This is a genomic window from Sphingobium sp. SYK-6 (genome assembly GCF_000283515.1).
Taxonomy (GTDB): domain Bacteria; phylum Pseudomonadota; class Alphaproteobacteria; order Sphingomonadales; family Sphingomonadaceae; genus Sphingobium; species Sphingobium lignivorans.
This window is the reverse complement of the sequence record NC_015976.1, coordinates 1,055,281-1,070,985: the sequence shown is the minus strand read 5'-3', so window position 1 is coordinate 1,070,985 and position 15,705 is coordinate 1,055,281. Positions and strand designations below refer to the sequence as shown.

Annotated in this window: 13 protein-coding genes; 7 read left to right on the top strand and 6 right to left on the bottom strand. The window is 64.2% G+C overall.

What is annotated here, in order from left to right; genetic code table 11:
• Positions 1-60: 60 nt before the first annotated feature.
• The 4 genes from SLG_RS04955 (at position 61) to SLG_RS04940 (ending at position 8,529) form a co-directional block, all read left to right on the top strand.
• Positions 61-1,326, top strand: a complete 1,266-nt coding sequence (locus SLG_RS04955; protein ID WP_231848756.1) for a polysaccharide biosynthesis/export family protein — start codon at positions 61-63, stop codon at positions 1,324-1,326.
• Positions 1,327-2,802: 1,476 nt separating this feature from the next.
• A complete protein-coding gene (locus SLG_RS04950; protein ID WP_041391730.1) occupies positions 2,803-4,008 on the top strand; it encodes an HlyD family secretion protein in 1,206 nt (401 codons plus the stop codon).
• On the top strand, positions 4,005-6,098 hold the full coding sequence (locus SLG_RS04945; protein ID WP_014075335.1) for a peptidase domain-containing ABC transporter: 2,094 nt from the start codon (positions 4,005-4,007) through the stop codon (positions 6,096-6,098). Before SLG_RS04950 ends, SLG_RS04945 begins: the two co-directional genes overlap by 4 nt.
• Positions 6,099-6,315: 217 nt before the next feature.
• Entirely contained in the window at positions 6,316-8,529 is a 2,214-nt protein-coding gene (locus tag SLG_RS04940; RefSeq protein ID WP_158512679.1) for an EAL domain-containing protein, read from the top strand.
• An 83-nt stretch (positions 8,530-8,612) separates the two neighbouring features.
• Here SLG_RS04940 and SLG_RS04935 read toward each other — a convergent pair whose 3' ends face one another.
• The 4 genes from SLG_RS04935 to SLG_RS04925 form a co-directional block, all read right to left on the bottom strand.
• Positions 8,613-8,993, bottom strand: a complete 381-nt coding sequence (locus tag SLG_RS04935; RefSeq protein WP_041392656.1) for a response regulator — start codon at positions 8,991-8,993, stop codon at positions 8,613-8,615.
• Positions 8,994-9,089: 96 nt separating this feature from the next.
• Complete coding sequence (locus tag SLG_RS04930) at positions 9,090-9,677, bottom strand: sigma-70 family RNA polymerase sigma factor (RefSeq protein WP_014075332.1); 588 nt, start codon at positions 9,675-9,677, stop codon at positions 9,090-9,092.
• Positions 9,664-9,837 (bottom strand): NepR family anti-sigma factor, encoded by a 174-nt coding sequence (locus tag SLG_RS21635; RefSeq protein WP_014075331.1) that lies wholly within the window; start codon positions 9,835-9,837, stop codon positions 9,664-9,666. The genes SLG_RS04930 and SLG_RS21635 overlap by 14 nt, the downstream gene beginning before the upstream one ends.
• Before the next feature lie 111 nt (positions 9,838-9,948).
• Complete coding sequence (locus tag SLG_RS04925) at positions 9,949-10,452, bottom strand: Dps family protein (RefSeq protein ID WP_014075330.1); 504 nt, start codon at positions 10,450-10,452, stop codon at positions 9,949-9,951.
• A 197-nt stretch (positions 10,453-10,649) separates the two neighbouring features.
• Here SLG_RS04925 and SLG_RS04920 point away from each other — a divergent pair, with 197 nt between their 5' ends.
• Entirely contained in the window at positions 10,650-12,197 is a 1,548-nt protein-coding gene (locus SLG_RS04920; protein WP_041391729.1) for a CHASE domain-containing protein, read from the top strand.
• A gap of 24 nt (positions 12,198-12,221) precedes the next feature.
• Here SLG_RS04920 and SLG_RS04915 read toward each other — a convergent pair whose 3' ends face one another.
• Entirely contained in the window at positions 12,222-13,013 is a 792-nt protein-coding gene (locus SLG_RS04915) for a response regulator (RefSeq protein ID WP_014075328.1), read from the bottom strand.
• A 368-nt stretch (positions 13,014-13,381) separates the two neighbouring features.
• Here SLG_RS04915 and SLG_RS04910 point away from each other — a divergent pair, with 368 nt between their 5' ends.
• Both SLG_RS04910 and SLG_RS04905 read left to right on the top strand, forming a co-directional pair.
• The gene (locus SLG_RS04910; RefSeq protein ID WP_148276490.1) at positions 13,382-13,816 is read left to right on the top strand and encodes a hypothetical protein; all 435 of its coding nucleotides are present in this window, start codon (positions 13,382-13,384) and stop codon (positions 13,814-13,816) included.
• A gap of 369 nt (positions 13,817-14,185) precedes the next feature.
• Positions 14,186-14,968, top strand: a complete 783-nt coding sequence (locus SLG_RS04905) for a hypothetical protein (RefSeq protein WP_231848755.1) — start codon at positions 14,186-14,188, stop codon at positions 14,966-14,968.
• A gap of 38 nt (positions 14,969-15,006) precedes the next feature.
• Here SLG_RS04905 and SLG_RS04900 read toward each other — a convergent pair whose 3' ends face one another.
• Complete coding sequence (locus SLG_RS04900) at positions 15,007-15,696, bottom strand: GntR family transcriptional regulator (protein ID WP_014075325.1); 690 nt, start codon at positions 15,694-15,696, stop codon at positions 15,007-15,009.
• Between the last annotated feature and the right edge of the window lie 9 nt (positions 15,697-15,705).

Sequence of the window (15,705 nt, the reverse complement as noted above, 5' to 3'; positions counted from 1 at the left end):
GTTCATAAAGTCTTTGTAATGCCTGACATGGGGATCTGAGCCGTCCTGCGCTAGGCCAACATGAAGCGGGGCGCAAGGCCAAGCAGCGACCTGCCGAGCTATGGCAAGAGGAACTATTGTCCATTCTCCGGTCCCGGTGCTAAGGCGTGCGGCCATCGATGCCGCAAGCCTCCGAGTTCATCAGTGATGCAAGTTAAGAATAGCGTTTTTCTGGTCCTGCTTGCAGGACTTGCGGGTTGCGCCACGCTTCCCTCCAACGGTCCTACCAGGGGGCAGATCGAGAAAACGGCCCAAACACCCGGGCATGAAGCCTCGCCGATCCAGATTGTCCCCATCCAGACGATTGCGGATGTTCCGGAGGCGGATCAGGTGGCGGCGGGGCTATTGCCCGAGCTGGCACCACCGCCGACCGACATGATCGGTCCGGGCGACGTGCTGGACATCAATATCTACGAAGCCGGGGTCACGCTGTTTTCGGCGGCCGGCGGAAATGGGGGATTGAGCCAGGTCGGCGCTAGTCCCGGCGTGCAGGTGCAGAAGCTGCCGCCGACGCGGGTGGATGACCTGGGGGACATAAGCATTCCCTATGCCGGCACGCTTCATGTCGCGGGGGTCACGACCGGCGAAGTCGAGACGATGATTCGCAATTCGCTGGCGGGGATGTCGCAAAATCCGCAAGTGATCGTCACGCTCAATCAGGCCATCACCAATTCGATCATCGTCGGGGGCGAAGTGGCAAAGCCGGGCCGTCTCGTGTTGCAGACGAATCGGGAAACACTGTCCGACGTGATCGCGCTTGCCGGTGGCTATCGAGGAGAGGCCAAGGACCTGCTTCTCCGGATCGTTCGCGGCGGCCAAAGTGTTGACTTGCGCATCAACGACCTCGTCGAGAATCCGAAACTGGATGTGCGCGCCTATCCGGGCGACCGCCTGACGCTGATCGACGATCCCCGCACCTTCTCGGTGCTGGGCGCTTCCGGGCGAGTCGAACAGGTTCCGTTCAGGCGGTCGTCGGTTTCCCTCGCCGAGGCGATCGCGACTGCCGGCGGCGTCAATCCCAGCATTGGCAATCCCGCCGCGATCTTCCTGTTCCGCTATGTCCGCGACGAGCAGGGCAACGAGATACCGATGGTCTATCATGTCAACATGATGAAGACCGGGTCGTATTTCCTCGCCCAGCGCTTCGCCATGCGAGACAAGGATGTGCTTTACTTCGGCAATGCCGCGGCCAACCAGCCCAGCAAGCTCATCCAGTTGATCAGCCAGCTGTTTTCACCCATCCTGACGATTACGGCTGCGGTGCAGACGGTGCAGAACACCAACTGAGGCGCCTGAAGGGCGATCCCGGCGGTCGCCCGCCTTCTCTGTCTGGAATAACCGGCGCCGATTACCCAACTCTGGCCAGTTCGGCCGCCCATACACCGTTCGATTGTTGCTTGATTGCCTGGGGCGCGGCGCCGGATCGACCGGTTGGCGGGCTTCGCTGCAGAGCAAAGGCGAAGCCATCGGCCCGCGGGCCGTCGCGGACGAGCAGGCGGAGGACAGCGACGAGGACGCAGGAGATCGAGGAAGAGGATGAGGAACCGGGCGGCCGATTTCCGGCAGCCTTACCCGCGACCTGTCCGCCTGTCGAACACCCGGCCTTGCGTGTAGCGCTGGGCGAGCGGCCCGATCTGGCGCTGATCGCCCTGAGTCACATGCTCACGGCGCAACTCTTCTGCAGCTAAGCGAGGCGGGCTACCTTGATGTTCGTCCGACCGTGACGCCGCTCGGGGGTCACGCTGACTGGAGCGAGGATACCCCGCAGGCCGCGAAGGCGAGCGAGCGGCACGAGGCATGGGCCGAGCGGATGCCTCGTGACGTAGCGGACCTGTGGGGCTTCATCGTCGGGCTGGACTACGAGAGGCATTTGGTGCTGCTGGCGCATTGCACGTCTCGCCGTGAATGCCGTTGCAGTGGGACCGCAAGCCCAGTTTGCTGCAAACAGCGGATAGGCTGGCGACCCCGCTGGCGCTGGACGTACCAAGGACTGGACCCCACCTTCGTCGCGTGAACTATCTCAAGGCCGTACCCACGGCGTGTAGGAGGGCGCTGACCGCCGTATCGCCGACATGAAGAAACCGGGGACCTGGTGCAGACCGCCGAGCGGCTTCTGGCCGGAACCGGTTGGCTTCCGGCTATCCTAGGGGACACCCGAGTCAGAGGCGGATCGATCTCAACCGGGCCATCGCTGCTGACTGCGGCTACCTCGTCAATGGCGAGTCAGACGAAACGCGCCAATGATGCGGTGGCCCGTTTTGGGACAGTTCAACCATCAGAGGCTGTGCAGACTCACCATCTCGCAAGGCATGCAGCCCCAATTCTGCAACATGTTATTGATTTTACATAATTTTATTTTCGATAACCATCTGTCGCAACTAAGGGTTAACCTGGGTTTACGCTCGATTAACCTTCCTATATCCCCTGAAAAGTCGGCCGAAATGCCGACTGAAAACAGGAGTCGTCGATGATTATTGAAGAGCTCAACGAGCAGGAAATTGACCTTGTCGCCGGCGGCGTGCCGAACGACGAATCGAACACGGGTGTTCGCGGCTACAACTGAGCCGTTGCAGTCCTCTGAAGGACTGAAATGACAGCCGGGCGGATGAAGGGCTTCGTGGCCCCTGTCCGCCCGGATTTTCGTTTGCGGTGCCGGATGCCCCGTTTCGGATCGCCGAGCGGCGCGCCTGGCCGCCCGCGCGCGATTTCGCTGTAGCCCTGACCCCGCCCGCCATCCTAGAAGCCGGCAAGGGTGGTGAACATATGCAGCTTTTCAGGCAACAGGCCCTCGATCATCAGCACCGCCTCCATGGCGAGGTGTTCCTCGTGCCGCCATTGCGCTGGCAGGCGATCGGCTGGCTGCTGCTGGCGCTTGTCCTCGCCCTCGTCCTCTTCCTGACGCTCGGCTCCTACAGCCGGACGATCACGACCAGCGGCGCGTTGCGCCCCGCCACCAGCGTCGCCAGCATCGCCCTGCCGGACGATGGCGTGATCGCTTCCGTCCTCGTGCGCGAAGGTGAGCCGGTGCGGGAAGGCCAGCTCATTGCCCGCATCGCGCGCCCCCAGGCCGCCGACGGGCTCTCGCTGGTGCAGGAGCGCCGCGAGGCCCTCGGCCAGGAGGAAGCCGCCCTCGCCACGCAGCGCCGCGCCGCCGGCGAAGCGATCGAGGAAAACCGGCGCAAGCTGGACGAGCGCATCCGCGACGAGGAACGCCAGATCAGCGCGATCGACCGGCAGATCGAAGCGCAGGAGGCACTGATCGCTTCCTCCCGGCAGGAGCTGGCGCGCGTCGAGGCGGTGGCGCGGGATGGCTTCATTTCCGGCCGCGATCTCCAGGAACGGCGCGAACTGCTCATCACCCGCCGTCAGGACCTGGCCCGGCTGGAGCAGAGCCGCAGCCTCCACGCCAATGCCCTGACAGCCGCGCGCATCGAGCGGGACCAGCTCGCCAGCCATTTGCGTGCCGGACAGGGCAGCTATGACGCGCAGCTCGCGCAGGTGCGGCGCGAAGGCGCCACGCTCGCCAATGCCGGGACGATCGATCTCGTCGCGCCCCGCGCCGGCATCCTTACGGCCCTTCGCTTTCGCGAGGGGGAAAGCGTGGCGCGCGGCACGATCTACGGCCGCATCGTACCGCCCGGCACGGGATGGCTCGCCGAGCTCCGGGTGCCGACCTCCACGATCGCCCAGATCGCACCGGGGCAGGACGTGCGCGTGACGCTGCCAGCCTATCCGGTGCAGGATTATGGCACGTTCCGCGCCGTGGTGGAGACCGTCGGGGCGGCGCCCGTGGCTGACGCGCAGCCTTATTTCCTGGTCACCGCGCGGCTCCAACCGCTCAGCGAGCGGCAACGGGCCCGGAACGTGGTGCTGCGCCCGGACCTCGCGCTCGATGCCCGGATCGTGCTGGCCCGCCGCTCCTTCCTGCAATGGCTGGTCGATCCGTTCGCAGCGGTGGCGCGGCAATGAACATCTTCCCCGCCAATTTTTCCGGTCGCCGGCGGATCAGCCTCATTCGCCAGACCGAAGCGGCGGAATGCGGGCTCGCCGCGCTTGCGATGATCGCGAACTGGCACGGGCACGAGATCGACCTCAACATGCTGCGCCAGCGCTTTGGCCTCAGTGCCCGGGGCATGTCGCTGCGCCAGCTCATGCAGACGGCGGATGCGATGCAATTGCTGCCGCGCCCGCTCAAGCTCGAGATGGCGGGCCTGCACCTGCTGAACCTACCCGCGATCCTCCACTGGGATCTCAATCACTTCGTCGTGCTGGAGCGCGTGGAGCGCGAGCGGGCCTATATCGTCGACCCGGCCGGGACCGCGCGCTGGTATGAATTCGACGAGGTGGGGCGCCATTTCAGCGGCGTCGCGCTGGAATTGCGCCCTTCGCAGGATTTTCGCGCGGTGCGGGCCAAGCGGCCGCTGCGGTTCCGGGATCTGTGGAGCGGCATCACCGGCCTGCGCCGCGCGCTGGCGCAAACGATCATCCTCAGCATCGTCATGCAGGCATGGGTGCTCGCCTCGCCCTTCTACCTGCGCACGGCCGTGGACGAGGCGCTCTCCAGCCTGGACAGCAACCTGCTTATCACGCTGGCGGTGGGTTTTGCGGCGCTGGCGCTGATCGGCGCGGGCGCCTCGCTGCTGCGCAAGCTCGTTCTCCTCTCCTCCGGTGCCGCCCTGTCCTACGGCATCACCTCCAATCTGGCGCGGCGCCTGTTCCGCCTGCCGATCGCCTGGTTTGAAAAGCGGAAGGTGGGGGACATCCTCACCCGGTTCCAATCCATCCTTCCAATTCAGCGTTTCCTCATCGAAAGCGCGCCGATCGCTCTCATCGACGGTCTGCTCTCGGTATTGACGCTGGTGATGATGATGCTGATCGCCCCGCAGCTCGCGTTTGTCTCGCTGCTCGGTCTCCTTGCCTACAGCGCCGTCCGCCTCGGCCTGTTGCGCGCGGAGAAGCAGCGCGAGGCGGAATATGTGAAGGCGCTGGCCCGCGAGCAGGGCGCCGTCATCGAGACGCTGCGCGGCATCGTCACGTTGCGCCTCTCCGGCCGCGAAGCCATGCGGCATGCTTATTGGCAGAACCGCCTCACCGATGCGCTGGGCGCGCGCTACCTTCACGAGCGGGTCAAGGCCTGGCACGAAACCGCGAAAACGCTCATCCCCGCGATCGAGCTGGTGCTGGTCGTCTTTCTCGCCATTCGGGGCAGCATGGCGGGGGCCCTCAGCCTGGGCACGCTCTTCGCTTATCTCGCCTATCGCCAGCAGTTCGTGCAGGCCGGACAATCGCTCCTGGACGAAGGGATCAAGCTGCGTCTGCTCGACCTCCATCTCGATCAGATCGCCGACATTGCCCAGACGCAGGAGGACCGAGGTTTCGCCGAGCCGCTGGTCCAGCCCGCATTCGAAGGCAGGATCGAGCTGCGCAACGTGCATTTCTCCTACGGCGCGCATGACCCGCTGGTGCTGGCGGGCATCGACCTGTCGATCGCGCCGGGGGATCATATCGCCATCACCGGGCCCTCGGGTGGCGGCAAGAGCACGCTCGCCAAGATCATCCTCGGCCTTGTCGACGCCGTGCAGGGCGACGTGCTCATCGATGGCCGCCCCCTCTCCCAATATGGCCGCCGCGCCTTCCGCCAGCATGTCGCGGCCGTGCTACAGGACGACGTGCTCTACGCCGGGTCGATCGCCGACAATGTCGCTTCCTTCGAGGAGGTCGACATGGAGCATCTGCGCGCCTGCCTGACCGCAGCCTCGATCCTCGATGACATCGACGCGATGCCGATGCGCCATCACACGCTCGTCGGGGACATGGGCTCGACGCTGTCGGGGGGCCAGAAACAGCGCATCCTGCTGGCTCGCGCGCTTTATCGCCGGCCCGATGTGCTGCTCCTGGATGAAGGCACCGCGCATCTCGATCTGGATCATGAGGCCGCCGTCAATCGCGCGGTCAGTGCCCTTGGGATCACGCGCATCGTGATCGCGCACCGGCCGGAAACGATCGCCGCGGCGGATCGGGTCGTGCGGCTGGTTGGCGGCAAGATCGCGGAAGGCTGACACCGCAGGTCTCGTCGCTTCCCCGCCGCGCTCCGAAATCCGTTCATTTTCCGCGGCCGGGAAGAAGTTCTTCATAGTTTTCTGCAATCTGGATCGTGGGCGGACTGTGTCGCCCCGAGTATGGAAGATGGTTCGATTGCGCCTCCTTGCGGGCCTGACGAGGTCGGCCCGCAGCCTGGTCCTGATCGCTGCATGCCTGGTTGGCATTGCGGCGGCGTTGGCTGGCGCCGGTCGCGATTTCGACAATCAGGTCCGCGAGAAACGCTACGAACATCTTCCCAAGGCCCCGAGCGGGGATCTGGTCGTCGTCACCATCGACACCCAGAGCATCAAGACCCTGGGCACATGGCCATGGCCCAGAAGCCGCCATGGCGAGCTGATCGACGCCATCGATGGCGACGGCGCGCGCCGCATCGCCTTCGACATCATCTTCGACCAGCCGGCCGCGGACCTCCGGCAGGACAAATTGTTCGCCCGGGCACTCTCGCGCAGCCACAGCGATATCTATCTCGCCACGCTGCTGGAAAACCGGCTGAACACCCGGGACGTGCACCAGGCCCTGCCGACCGCGGCGCTGCTGCCCTTCGTCACGCCGGTCAGCATCTGGGTGAAGAGCGACCCGGACCAGTTCCACCGCCGCATCCCGCTCAACATGCCCGTCCTGGGCGAAACCTTGCCGGTGCTGGCGCAAGCGCTCGCCGGGACGACCTTCCCCGACGAGGGCCGGCTCCTTATCGACTGGTCCTACTGGCCCGAGCGGATACCGCATATCTCCTATGCCGATGTGCTCGCGGGCAATTTCCCCAAGGGCTTCTTCAAGGGCAAATCCGTGCTGGTGGGCTATGACGCCTTCGGCATCGGCGACCAGTACAGCGTGCCTTATCACAACAAGGTGGCGGGGATGTACATTCAGGCGGTGGCGGCGGAGACGCTGCTAGCCGGCAGGCCCACCGATCTCGGCGACTGGCCCGCTCTCTTCGCGGCACTGCTGCTGGTCTGCGCTGCCGTCCCCCTGACCGCGCTCTTCCGCTCCTTCGTGCTGGCCCTGGGCATCCTGGCCTTCCCGCTCGGGCAGATCATCATCGAGCATCTCTCGCTCGTCCGGCTGGACATCGGCGCAGCCACGATCGCGATCGGCGCGGGACTGGTCGCGCACATCTTGCTGGCCACCGCGCAATCGATGCTCGATCGCATCACCAAGTCGGCGGAGGCGGGCCTGCCCAACATGGCGGCGATGGAGCTGAACGAGCGGGAAGAAGGCGTGACGGTCGTCGTCTGCCTGCGCAATTATGTGGAAACGACCGCGCTGCTCGGCTTCGCGGCGCAAGGCAAGCTGCTCGGCAAGATCCGCGACCGCCTGATCCTCGCCGCGGGCCACGAACGCATCTACCAGATCGACAATCACAGCTTCGCCTGGCGCAGCGAGGAACAGGTGCCCGAAGTCGTGGGAAGCCTCGAAGGCCTGGAAGCGCTGTTCGGCCCGGGCGTGCAGGTCGACCAGCTGACCGTCGACATCGCCCTCAACGCAGGCTTCTGCGACGAGCCCTCGCTTTCCGTGGGGGAAGCTCTTCCCAAGGCCGTGCTCGCCGCGACCAACGCGATCAATCGCGGCGTGTTGTGGGAGCGCTACGAGACCGATGACGACGAGGTCTTCTGGAAGCTCTCCATCCTGAACGAGTTCGAGCAGGCGCTAAAGCGCGGCGACGTCTGGGTGGCCTACCAGCCCAAGCTCGATCTCCACGCCGGCGCGATCACGGGCGCCGAGGCGCTCATCCGCTGGAGCCACCCGGAACGGGGCTTCATCCGGCCGGACCGTTTCGTCCGCGCCATCGAGGATGCGGGCCGGATCGAACGGCTGACGCTCTATGTGCTCGAACGGGCCATTGCGGATTTCGCACCGCTGGGCCTGTCGGTCGCGGTCAATCTCTCGATGCGCATGCTCGGCAAGAACCGGCTGGAAGCGCCCCTGCGCGTGCTCCTCGATACTTACGGCATGCCGGCCGACAAGCTGACGCTGGAAATCACTGAATCCGCCAACATGGCCGACGACCAGGGCATCGCCGAGCTGGAGGCGCTGCGCGCGCTCGGCGTCCACATCTCGATCGACGATTATGGCACCGGCCAGTCAACGCTCTCATATCTCAAGCGCCTGCCGGCCTCGGAACTGAAGATCGACCAGAATTTCGTCCGGCAGGTGCTCACCAGTCGAAGCGACGCCGTGCTGATCAACTCGACGATCAAGCTCGCCCATGAGCTCGACATGCAGGTGGTGGCCGAAGGCGTCGAGGACCAGAATGTCCTCGATGCGCTCGCCCGCATGGAGTGCGACATCATCCAGGGCTATCATATCGGCCGTCCGATGGCGCTGGAGGATTTCCTGCGGAGGCTCGGCCTGTCTGCCCCCCGGCGCACCTCAAGGGACGCAGCGTAAAAGGCGGGCGGCGCTCTTCGGCCTGTCCGGCGAACAGCGCCAGAAGGCCGCTCCCCCGAGAGAAGCTGGACCTGCCTCTGTACTCAGCCGCGCAGGACGCGCGACAGATCCTCGAACCCGTAGGGCTTCTTGAGAATGGGGGCGTGGGAAAAACCGGCCGGCATGTCCGCCTCCTCCCCGAAACCGGTGGCGAAGACGAAAGGCGTGCCTGCCTTCAGGAGCCGCTCGGCGACCGGCAGGCTGGTTTCATCCTCGCTGAGGCGCAAATCGAGGATGGCGAACTGGAAATCCACTTCGTCCATGAGCGTCAGGGCATCGGTCACGCTCGACGCACTGCGGACATCCGCCACGCCCAGGTCGAGAAGCAACGACTCGGTGTTCATCGCGATGATGGCGTTGTCCTCGACAATCAGGACCACGCTCGGGACAGGGCGCTCTTCGCTCCCGTTGGTACGCAGGTTCATGCGCGGCATGTGCCAGCTTACGCCGGCCGCGTCCACGGAAATGCAGGCGAGGACAAAGAAGGCTCCTTCGCCGGGGCCGAATGCACCCGGCGAAAGTTACAGATTGGCGACCTTGTCGAGGTCGTCCAGGATTTCCCGGTGCGACACTGAGCGCGGAGGGGACTTGCCGCCGCCGCCCGAGGGATTGTCCCCGAGCATATCCTCGATGCTCCTGCGCGCGCGTGCCACCCGGCTCTTCATCGTGCCCACCGCACATTGCGCGATGTCGGCCGCTTCCTCGTAGCTGAAACCGCCGGCGCCCACGAGCAGAAGGGCCTCGCGCCGTTCGGGAGAAAGGCGCATCATGGCCGATCGCAAGTCGCCCATGTGAAGCCCGTCCTCCTGGCTCGCCGACTGGCTGAGCAGCGTCTCGGCAAGATCGGGGTCATAGTCGCCCCGGAACCGGTTGCGGCGCGCATCGCTGAGATAGACATTGCGCAGGATCACGAATGTCCAGCTCCGGATGCTGGTGCCCGGCTGGAAGGATTCGCGCGCGGCCCAGGCCTTGAGCAACGCTTCCTGCACAAGATCGTCCGCGAAATCCGGACGGCCGCACAGACCGCGAGCAAAGGCGCGCAAGTGGGGGATCACCCCGGTGAGTTCGGCCCGAAAATCGAAGCCTTTCGCCTTATCAGCTCCGCTCACTGCTCTGATCCAGCCGCTTCAAAAGATCGATGAATTCGTCGGGAAGCTTTTCGTCGACGACTTCATCATACATCCGGCGAAGCCCGTCCGCCCAAACCGGCTTGTTGCCGGATTTGGGGGTCCGGGGCTCACCATCAGGAGAATCCGGCTTGCTGGACATAGCCCTTCTTGCACCCTCATGAGGGAAAATGTCGAGATGAGATTCCACGGTCTGACAAAAAGCCTCTATCTTATCAAATTCAAATGCTTGCGCAGCGATACGACCCACGTCTCAGGACGCGATCGCACGGAGCATCCACACATTTTCTTCATGCTTGCCGATGCGGGCCGTCAGCATGTCTGCGGTGAACACGTCGTCCGCATCCTCCGCGACCGAAACAGCCTTGCGCATGCGCTTCGCGACCGCCTCATTATCCTTGATGAGCGCACTGATCATATCCTCGGCGCTCGCGAGCGTAGTCTTGCTTTCGATGACACTGCGCTCGGCGAAATCGCCAAAGGCAGCCGGGGCCAGATGACCCAGCGAGCGAATGCGCTCCGCGATCGCATCGATAGCGATGGCCAGATCCTCGTACTGAGCTTCCGTCAGCTTGTGGAGACCGAAGAAGCTGGGTCCGACGATGTTCCAGTGAACGCCAAGCGTCTTCAGATAAAGGGTGAAGCTGTCTGCCAGTGCTGTCGCAAGCGCGTCTGCCGTGGCGTCCATGCCCGCCCGATCGATTCCTGTGTCGAAAGATTGCTCCTTCGGCTTGGATTGCAGTGCGGCATTTGCCATTGGGGCTTCTCCTGTTGGCGGGACGGAAAGTGGAACGATCTCCATCCGAAAGAGTTCCAAAGCAGGCGGGAGGGATCAAATGGTTGGGGTAAATGAAGGGCTGGAAACCTGGGGAATGGGCAAAGGGTCGGTTTGACCGATGGCTGCGGGAATATCCACGCGCCACACCTATTGCCGTCTTTCTGATCGTACTCCTGTTGGTCGGGGCCAGTGCCTGGTCCGTCGAACTGGCGACGAAACGCACAAATCGTGCCGCTGCTGAAGTACAGGCGGGAGAGATAGCGGGCGCGATCGAGCGTCAGGCGGCGACGACGCGCGCCTACCTGCAATCCACCAGCGCGCTTTTCATGAGTTCGATGGACGTCTCCCCGGCTTTCTTCCAGGAATTCGTCGATCGCCTGCGGTTGCCGAAACACCTGACCGGTGTGCTTGGCATGGGCTGGTCCGAAACGATCATGCCGCGCGACATCGCGAAGGTCGAACGGCGGATGATCGAGCAGGGACATATCGACTTCCGCATCTATCCGAAGCCGCGGCGGGACGCGCGCCTGCTTCAGGTGATCACGATGCTTCAGCCCGAAACGCCGCCTAATCGAATAGCCCTCGGCTTCGACATGTACTCCGAAGCGCGGCGCGCTGCCGCCATGGATCGCGCGCGCCGCACCAATGCCGTCGCCGCGAGCGACTCGGTGCACCTCATTCAAGACGGCAACACTGCCAAGTCCCCGGGCTTCCTCGTCTATATGCCCGTCCGCACGCTTGGACCCGAGAATCGATTCAAGGGCTATGTCTACAGCCCCATCCGAACCCGGGAGTTCATTGCGGCCGCGGTCGAGACGCGCATGCCCGAGGAAGGCCGCGTCGATATCTATGATCTCACCTCGCAAGGGCAGGAGCTGATCTATACCTCCGGCAAGACCGGTCATTCTCTCGGATCGCCCGCAGAGCAGCGCCTTGCAGTCTTCGACCAGCAATGGCTGCTGCGCTATTACCCGCCCGGGGGCACATCACTCGGCCCCCTGACGCTCGTCGTGCTCGTCGGCGGAATCTCGTTCGCGCTGCTGCTGCTGGCCTATATTCTCCTCGTCCAGCGCCGCAACGAGGATCTGGAAGCCCTTGTCTCGGCACAGGCGGAACGGGAGACGGAACGCGCTGCGTTCGTTCGCGAGCTCAATCACCGGGTAAAGAACTCGCTGGCCAACGTCACCTCGATCATTTCGCTGACCCGGCGCAATGCGGCGGACCTGAACAGCTTCACCGACAATCTTCTCGAGCGGGTGCGAGCCCTTGCCGCGAGCCACTCCCTGCTCGATGGCGCGCAATGGGGCCCCACGGATCTCAAGGGGCTGGTCGAGGCGCAGCTCAGCTCGCCTGCGCAAGCCGGCCGCATCCACATCGATGGACCCAGCATCCTCATCTCGCCCAATGATGCGCTGTCAATCGGGCTCGCGCTGCACGAGCTGCTGACCAATGCCACGCGCTATGGCGCGCTCTCCACGGAAGACGGACGCGTCGACATCAGCTGGCATATCGCCGGCTCGGATCTCGTGGCGGTCTCATGGCGGGAAAGCGGCGGCCCGGCGGTGACGGAGCCGAAATCGCGCGGCTTCGGCCTCAACCTCATCCAGCGCGCGCTGGCCCAGGAACTGGGCAGTCCGATCACGATCGAATTTGCGGAGAGTGGCTTGCGTTGCCAGTTCGCCATTCCCCTGCGCAAGCCCAAGTCCTTCCGGCTCCGGCAATAGACCGGAGCCGGAACGGACAGAGTTTCAGCGAAGCGGAGCGGTCGACCCGAAGAAAGTCACCTGACCGATCGTCGCCCGCACGAAGTCGTCGCTGAACGGCTTGGTGATGAGATAGGTCGGCTCCGGCCGCTCGCCGGTGAGCAGGCGTTCCGGGAAAGCCGTGATGAAGATCACCGGCACCGAGAACTTCGCCAGGATTTCGTTCACGGCGTCGATGCCCGAGCTTCCGTCGGCAAGCTGGATGTCCGCCAGCACCAGACTGGGCCGGTGTGCATCGAAGAGCTTGACCGCCTGAGCGTGCGTGGCGGCCGTTCCCACGACATTGTGGCCCAGCGACGTCACGATCTCCTCGATCTGCAGGGCAATGAGAGGTTCGTCCTCGATAATGAGAACGTCCGTCCGGCTGCCTGCCTCGATCTCGGACAGCGCATCGTCGATCAGCCCGGGAACGTCCTGCGCAGGGCAATCCAGGATCTCGGCAATTTCCTCGGAGGAAAAATCCTCGATGGAGCTGAGCAGAAGCGCCTGGCGCGCCAGCGGCGTCACCAGTTCGAGACGGCTTGCCACCGTCGCCACCTCTTCCGAGCCGCTGCCCTCGACGGCAAGCTCGGCTCCGGCCGATGCATAGATTTTGGTAAAAGCGGAAAAAAGGCCGACGCGCGAGCTGGAGATGCTTTCGCGCAGGTCGGCGTCGACAAGCGCGGCCTCGAGCAGTTCACGCACGAACCCGTCACCCAGCGACTGCGAACCCGTCAACACGCGGGCATAACGCCGCAGATAGGGAAGCTGCCGCGCGATCAGATCCGAAAGAGCCATATTCTGGACCTCCATTCATTGGCCGGCGTCGCAAAAGGGCACGCCGACGCGGCGGGGGGTGTCCCCCGCGACCGCGCGAAATTAGGAGGGTACGGCCACATGCGACAACAGTTTTATTTTTTCATGGTCCGGGAACCGGGGCTTGGCAGGCGCGTTTCGACCACGTCAATTGGCATTCACCTGCCCCCGAAATGCCAATTGCCACCTGGCCGGTTCCCCGACCCTCCTCACCCCCCAAAGTGTGGGAACCGGCCACTTCTTCCTCTCCCGACAAACCGTTACAAGAACTGGCCGTGCCGCCTTCTGGACGGAACCATGCATCCGGAGCGCCGTTTCCATTGGGAGACGCAACTCGCATGGAGATGGATATGAGCCGCCCAGCCCTGAAAATCGTTCCCCACGCCAATGGCCGTGACGCTTATGATGTCGTGCGCAGCAAAGCGCATGATCTGAGGGTCGCGAGCATCCCCGCAGCGGCCGAGGCTGCCGAGAAGGCAGGTCAGGCCATCGCCAGCTTCGCCCTCTCGACCTCCCGATCCATGGCGAAATCGATCCGCGACGCCACGCCGAGCGCCGCAAGCGATGCCGCGAGTGAAGCGAAGGCAAAAGCGAAATCGGGTCTGGCGACGCTGGGCGCCGTGCCGGTGGTTCATCAGGCCGCCCGCTTCGTGCGGCGCAATCCCGTGCTGACAGCGGCCATCGCGGCCGGTGCGATCACTCTGGGTTATGCGGCGATGCGCTGGCAGGCCGGTGCGCGGGAAGACGCGGACGCGGACAGCGAACATTCGTCTGACGAAGCATAAGACGTCTGAAAAAGTCCGAGATCGCATTGGAACCACAATGCTCGCCGCTCGTTGAAGGCCCGCGATCTGGCATCTTCCGGCTATTTAATGCTGCTGGCCTGAAGGTGCCAGATCCCCCTTCCCCGCAGACGCTCCACAGCGGGACACTGAAATCTCGCTGTTTCCCCTTCCGTTCTTGCGATCGGATACCCACATAGATTAACGGGATGTGGGTAGCGCTCCACAACGAGCGCCAGGGGGTCGCATGATGAATGAGGGAGCAGTTGGCTGCATCCGCCGCGCCATGCGGGGTGAGCTGCCGATGGGAAGCGGGCGTCCGTTCAGGAGGGCATGCTCGCGCAGGGAATTCCAAGACGCCGCAGTCCGATAGTGATGTTGCGACTGGGTTTCGAGGACTTCAACGCGACAGACCTGGACAGCCCGGGATCGCGCGCCGCGCCCGCCTCGCTTGCGGGACGGTTGACGAAGCGACTGCGCCCACCGCGCGCAAGCGCACAGGCCACATCGCCGCTTCTCCGACCTGCGCAGTTACCTCTTCCCTTCGGTGAACTGCTAGGCGCCGACCTCGCTGCGGCCGAGCCCCTCCTGTTTCGAGCCGCGCGGCGTATCGAGCCCATATTGAGCTATGAACAGGCCCGTTTCGACCAGATCGTGCCCGATGCGACGCCGCCGGACAGCTTGCCCAAGGATCGGCTCACGCTTCCGGGCGGCATGGGACTGGTGCTTTATGACGGTCCTGAAGGGGTGCTTGCGTTCGACTGGATGCAATGGGGAAAGCCCGATGCAGCGGGCAGTGACGAGATCCTCACCGATTCCACGGTGCGCCTGAGCGAGCTTGGAAAATCACCCCGATCACTGCGCCGGCTGGCGCAGAGGCGCTGCATCGTTCCCCTCACCCGCTACTCGGTGCCGGTGCGGGACGGCGAAATGTGGACTCACCGCTGGGTGACGCCACTGAGCGATCACATCACATGCGCGGCCGCGCTCTGGGTTGCCGATGGTCGGCAGAAGCCCCGCTTTTCCATCGTGACGGAGGAGGACGAAAGCGGGACGACGCCGCTGCTGCTCTCCGAGGGCGATCTGTTGAACTGGCTGCGTGCTCCCGCCAAGGCGCTGGGCGGAATGACGCGCGCCGGGCGCACAGAGCGATAAACTGCCACCGCGAATATCGCAGCCCCGCGACGCTCCGATCATTCCCGGGCGAAGGCGATCAGCCGATCATAGGATTTCCGGATATGCTCGCGCATGGCCTGCTCGGCCCCTTCGGCATCACCCGCCGCGAGGGCTTCCACCAGCATCTCATGCTCCAGGAAGGCTTCCCTCGTCACTTCGCTGTGGCGGCGGAGGCGAAAGACATGAAAATGCGCGTGCAGGCGCGCGAGCGCTTCCTGGATGAGGTCGTTACCACTGGCAGCGGCGACCGCATCGTGAAGCTCGGAATCCAGGCGCGCGAAATCATCATAGGATTGTGACGCCCTGTCGGGGCCCATCGCGCCGGAAAGCTGGCGCAGGCGCAGGGCGGCGTCCTGCGTCATCCGCTGCGCCGCGCGGCGCGCCGCATAGGGCTCGAGCAGCGCGCGGACTTCATAGAGTTCGTCAAGCTGCCGACGGCTGAGCTGGGGCGTGCTGCAATAGCCCGAATAGCGCCGCTTGGTGACCAGCCCCATCGCTTCCAGCATCGAAAGAGCTTCCCGGATCGGCGTCTGGGAAACACCCAGGTCGCGAGCGAGCTGGTCGATGGATATGCGGCTGTCCGGGCGGATACGCAGGGACATGATATCCGAGCGGATGATGTTCAGCACTTCCTCGACGAAGCCTTGCGAACGCGGCAACCGCCGATCGTCCGCGTCTTCGCCCCCTCCCGTCACCTGGCTCGCCATCGTCGCTCG

Bases quoted from the DNA above. Each gene is read 5' to 3' on its own strand.
- SLG_RS04955 (WP_231848756.1), top strand. From the start codon at position 61: ATGAAGCGGGGCGCAAGGCCAAGCAGCGACCTGCCGAGCTATGGCAAG.
- SLG_RS04950 (WP_041391730.1), top strand. From the start codon at position 2,803: ATGCAGCTTTTCAGGCAACAGGCCCTCGATCATCAGCACCGCCTCCAT.
- SLG_RS04945 (WP_014075335.1), top strand. From the start codon at position 4,005: ATGAACATCTTCCCCGCCAATTTTTCCGGTCGCCGGCGGATCAGCCTC.
- SLG_RS04935 (WP_041392656.1), bottom strand. From the start codon at position 8,993: ATGAACCTGCGTACCAACGGGAGCGAAGAGCGCCCTGTCCCGAGCGTG.
- SLG_RS21635 (WP_014075331.1), bottom strand. From the start codon at position 9,837: ATGTCCAGCAAGCCGGATTCTCCTGATGGTGAGCCCCGGACCCCCAAA.
- SLG_RS04925 (WP_014075330.1), bottom strand. From the start codon at position 10,452: ATGGCAAATGCCGCACTGCAATCCAAGCCGAAGGAGCAATCTTTCGAC.
- SLG_RS04915 (WP_014075328.1), bottom strand. From the start codon at position 13,013: ATGGCTCTTTCGGATCTGATCGCGCGGCAGCTTCCCTATCTGCGGCGT.
- SLG_RS04910 (WP_148276490.1), top strand. From the start codon at position 13,382: ATGAGCCGCCCAGCCCTGAAAATCGTTCCCCACGCCAATGGCCGTGAC.
- SLG_RS04900 (WP_014075325.1), bottom strand. From the start codon at position 15,696: ATGGCGAGCCAGGTGACGGGAGGGGGCGAAGACGCGGACGATCGGCGG.